Genomic DNA, 2777 nt, shown 5'->3' on the forward strand with positions numbered 1-2777 from the left:
GTGCCGGCAGGCGGTGATCTCCGAGGTCCGGCCCGGCCTGGCCGCCGAGACCCAGAGCATGCGGCCCCGGTCGTCGGTGAGAGCGATCACGAGCAGGCCGTGGCATTTGTGCTTGCCGGAGTAGTTATTCCGGTTCGCTGTTCCGGTGCGCCGCCGGGTGCGTATCAGGGAGCCGTCCAGCAGTACGACTCCGCCACCGGATCGGGTGATCCTCTTCAGCGCGCGGTCCAGGCGCGGGGCACGGGCGGAGAGCATGCCGACGACCTCGCGGACCCAGCGGGTGACGGTGGTGCGGTGTATCCCGTTTCCGCCGGCCAGGTCGCCGGGCCGCTGGTCACAGCGCAGCACCGCGAGCACGATCCCCGCGATCTTTCCCGGCGGCAGAGCCCGCCACGGCGAGCCGATCTTCTTCAGGTGGCTGCGGATCAGGGTGGCGAGGTAGTTCAAGGTGGCGCTCGACAGCGGCAGGCGGGCGGTGTAGACAAGGCCGGCAGGGCCCTCGACGGTTTCGTTGTTGTTCTTCACACCAACTCAACTGCCGTCGGGGGCCCGCCGGTTACGGTGCGGGCTACCGGCGTGCGGTGAACCGCCCGTCAAAGCGTTTGTACAGCCAGCCGCGATCGGCGAGCTTCGTCAGCTTCGCCCGCAGCGGCTCCAGCTTCCCGCGCACCACCGCCTCCAAGCCCAGTTCCTCGCCCACCGCCCTGACCCGCACCGGACCATCGCGGCCTGAACGATCTGGAGGATCCGGCGGTAGTCGCCAGGCAGCGCGAGTCTCGTCCGGATCACCGCCGCGGTGCGGGACCAGCAGGACCGCACGGCCCGCCACCTGCGCTTTCACCAAAACCACGGCCGCGGCGGCCTCCGCCTCGGCCGTGGTTCCGCTCCGCCAGACGGTGCAGCACCCGCTCGGCGAGCACCAACTCCTCCCGCTCTGCCTCAACCTCCCCAAGCCTCGCGGTACGGACAAGCGCGACCGTAAGCCTCAAGCCGCTTCGAGGAAGGGGTAGTCGGTGTAGCCCTCGGCGCCCGGTGCGTAGAAGAGTTCCGGCCGCGGCTCGTTCTCCGGGTGGCCACCCTGCCAGCGCTCGACCAGGTCGGGGTTGGCGATAAGGGCCCGGCCCACGACCACGGCGTCGGCGTGGCCGGCCTCGATCTGCTGGAGCGCCTGCTCGCGGGTGGTCTGGCTCTCGAAGCCGTTGTTGACGATCAGCTTGCCGTCGAAGCGCCGCCGCAGCTCCTGCACCAGGTCGCCGCCCGGCTCGGCGTGCAGCACGGAGAGGTAGGCCAGGCCCAGCGGGCGCAGCTGGTCCACCAGGGTGCCGTAGGTGGCAAGAACGTCGTCCCGGTCGGTCTCGAAGACGTCCCCGAGGTCGACCTCCGGCGAGATCCGCAGCCCGACCCGCTCGGCACCGACGGCCTGGGCGACCGCCGTGACGACCTCGACGACGAAGCGGGCGCGGTTCTGCGGCGAGCCGCCGTATCCATCGGTGCGCCGGTTGGCCGCCGGGGAGAGGAACTCCTGGAGCAGGTAGCCGTTGGCGCCGTGGATTTCCACGCCGTCCGCTCCCGCCTCGATAGCCCGGCGGGCCGCGGTGACGAAGTCCTCCAGGGCTGCCCGGATCTCTGCGGTGGTCATCGCTTCTGGTACGGGGTAGGGCTGCTCGCCCTTCTCGGTGAACGTCTTGCCGTCGATGGCGATCGCGCTGGGGGCGAGGATGCGGCGGCCACCGTTGATGTCGGGGTGGGTGCCGCGGCCCGCGTGCATGATCTGCAGGACGATGCGGCCGCCCTCGGCGTGCACCGCCTCGAACACCCGCTGCCAGCCGGCCGCCTGCTCGTCGGTGGCGATGCCCGGCTCACCGACATACCCCTGCGACGCGTGGTCGGGGTAGGTGCCCTCGGTGATGATCATTCCGACGCTCGCCCGCTGCCGGTAGTACTCGACCATGAGGTCCCCGGGGATGCCGGAGGAACCGGCCCGGACCCGGGTCAGCGGTGCCATGACGATGCGGTTGGCGAGCTCGATCTTCCCGAGAGAGACAGGGGAGAAAAGCGACGGAGTAGGCGAAAGTTCTGAAGTGCTGGCAGACATGGGTGTCCTCTTGCGATGCGATGGGAAACGGAATGAAGGCCATTCCGTTCCTCCACCGTAGCCCATGTACGCGTCGACGCGTACATGTAGCTCAGCGCGTTATCCTTCCCTCATGGCCAGCCGTACTTCGTCCCCGCTCGTCCACCCCGACGTAGAAGACTTCGACCTCTTCAAGATCATGAGCGCGCTGACCGACGAGCTCCGACTCACCATCGTCGTCACTCTCGCCGCCTCACCCGGTCTGGCCTGCAGCGGCTTCAACAGGGACGTCACCGCGTCCGTGCTCACCCGCCACTTCCGCGTCCTGCGCGAGGCCGGTCTCATCCGGCAGCACGACGTCGGCACCCGCCGCATCAACACCCTGCGCAAGGATGAGCTGGACCAGCGGTTCCCCGGACTGATCGACCTCGTTCTGAAGGAGAGCGTCGGCCGCGTGGAGCCCTACACGAACTGCGACAGCGCGTGACGCTTCGGAGTGAGCCGCTGTGGACGCGACGAACCGGATCCGTCGCAGCGGCTTGACGCATACGGCCTGGTTGGCCCTGAACCCGAGTGACGAACGCGACCGCCTCGCACCACGGCGTCGGACACGTGAACCGGCGCACGGCCGCCTCGATCGCCACCGACGCCGGGCGCGCCGCCACGTGAATCGGTGGACGGTGGTACCGGCCGCGTACCCGGT

The 2777-nt window shown here is 69.3% G+C and carries 4 protein-coding genes; 1 reads left to right on the forward strand and 3 read right to left on the reverse strand.

Going from position 1 to position 2777, the window contains the following annotated elements; genetic code table 11:
* From ACFVJQ_RS45735 to ACFVJQ_RS45745, 3 genes are all read right to left on the reverse strand, one after another.
* Positions 1-525: transposase family protein (locus ACFVJQ_RS45735; RefSeq protein ID WP_385791902.1), on the reverse strand; the 525-nt coding region annotated here is incomplete at its 3' end.
* A 43-nt stretch (positions 526-568) separates the two neighbouring features.
* The gene (locus tag ACFVJQ_RS45740) at positions 569-715 is read right to left on the reverse strand and encodes a hypothetical protein (RefSeq protein ID WP_385791903.1); all 147 of its coding nucleotides are present in this window, start codon (positions 713-715) and stop codon (positions 569-571) included.
* Positions 716-985: 270 nt separating this feature from the next.
* Positions 986-2095: an alkene reductase gene (locus tag ACFVJQ_RS45745; RefSeq protein WP_385791905.1), complete on the reverse strand. Its 1110-nt coding sequence runs from the start codon at positions 2093-2095 to the stop codon at positions 986-988.
* A 112-nt stretch (positions 2096-2207) separates the two neighbouring features.
* Here ACFVJQ_RS45745 and ACFVJQ_RS45750 point away from each other — a divergent pair, with 112 nt between their 5' ends.
* The gene (locus ACFVJQ_RS45750) at positions 2208-2561 is read left to right on the forward strand and encodes an ArsR/SmtB family transcription factor (protein ID WP_385518580.1); all 354 of its coding nucleotides are present in this window, start codon (positions 2208-2210) and stop codon (positions 2559-2561) included.
* The last annotated feature ends 216 nt before the right edge of the window (positions 2562-2777 follow it).

The organism is Streptomyces sp. NPDC127197 (assembly GCF_042672405.1).
GTDB lineage: Bacteria > Actinomycetota > Actinomycetes > Streptomycetales > Streptomycetaceae > Streptomyces > Streptomyces flavusporus.

Coding starts and splice junctions, on each gene's coding strand:
- ACFVJQ_RS45745 (WP_385791905.1), bottom strand. CDS start 2,095: ATGTCTGCCAGCACTTCAGAACTTTCGCCTACTCCGTCGCTTTTCTCC.
- ACFVJQ_RS45750 (WP_385518580.1), top strand. CDS start 2,208: ATGGCCAGCCGTACTTCGTCCCCGCTCGTCCACCCCGACGTAGAAGAC.